Genomic DNA, 586 nt, shown 5'->3' with positions numbered 1-586 from the left:
TCTCGCAGATCTACCTGACCCGCCCGGCCGAGCATCCCGAGATGGCCGAGCGGATCGAAGCGCGCGCCCGGGGCGAAGCGGCCCTGCGCACCAGCGGCGCGCAGTACACCATCGTGCGGCCGAGCTGGCTGCACGACCTGCCCGCCGACGGCGTCCGCGTCGAGCAGGGCGACACCGGCGACGGGCGCATCAGCCGCGCCGCGGTCGCCGACGGGCTGGTCGATCGGTCCTATGTGGACAGCAGGACCCGTGGTTTCGAAGCGGTGTGGCGGATCGTGGCCCGCTGGTGGCCGGAGCGCGTCGAGCGGGTGACCGGGGTGGCGGCCGAGGACCAGCGCCGGGTGGCCGCGCTGCTGGCCGGGGCGCGCAACGCCTACGTCCTCACCGCCAGGGGGACCGAGCAGCACGCGACCGGCGCCGACACCGTCACCGCGTGGATCAACCTCGCGCTCGCGCTCGGCCTGCCCCCGGTCCCCTCCCCGCCGCCGACCCGGCTGGCGGAGCGGCTGGCCCCGGCGCGGGACCGCGCGGTGGCCCTGATCCTCGCCGCCACGCTCGCCCTGTTCACCGGGATCTACCTCGTCAC

1 protein-coding gene is annotated in these 586 nt (G+C 76.1%); it reads left to right on the top strand.

Translation table 11 applies throughout. The features are described from left to right. Nucleotides 1–586: NAD(P)H-binding protein (locus ACYU7Q_RS21865; protein ID WP_460611579.1), on the top strand; the 586-nt coding region annotated here is incomplete at both ends.

This window comes from Hymenobacter terrigena (genome assembly GCF_054776515.1).
Note: the sequence above shows the minus strand (reverse complement) of the source record. Positions and strands in the feature narration are given on the sequence as shown.